The sequence below is a fragment of the Streptomyces griseus genome, from assembly GCF_001715295.1.
Lineage (GTDB): Bacteria > Actinomycetota > Actinomycetes > Streptomycetales > Streptomycetaceae > Streptomyces > Streptomyces griseus_G.
Genome location: NZ_MDKB01000012.1, coordinates 1 through 288 on the forward strand (window position 1 = coordinate 1; position 288 = coordinate 288).

Annotated in this window: 1 rRNA gene; it reads right to left on the reverse strand. The window is 56.6% G+C overall.

The features are described from left to right. A 23S ribosomal RNA gene (locus tag BA175_RS29085) occupies nucleotides 1-288 on the reverse strand; the annotation flags it as partial.

Consider the following 288-nt stretch of genomic DNA (forward strand, 5'->3'; position numbering starts at 1 on the left):
GTCACCAGGGAATATTTAGGCTTAGCGGGTGGTCCCGCCAGATTCACACGGGATTTCTCGGGCCCCGTGCTACTTGGGTGGTTCTCAAGCAAGCCGTTGATGTTTCAGCTACGGGGGTCTTACCCTCTACGCCGGACCTTTCGCATGTCCTTCGCCTACATCAACGGTTTCTGACTTGCCGACCAATCGGCAGATTGATCAAGAGAACTCCCACAACCCCGTAAGCGCAACCCCTGCCGGGTATCACACGCATACGGTTTGGCCTCATCCGGTTTCGCTCGCCACTAC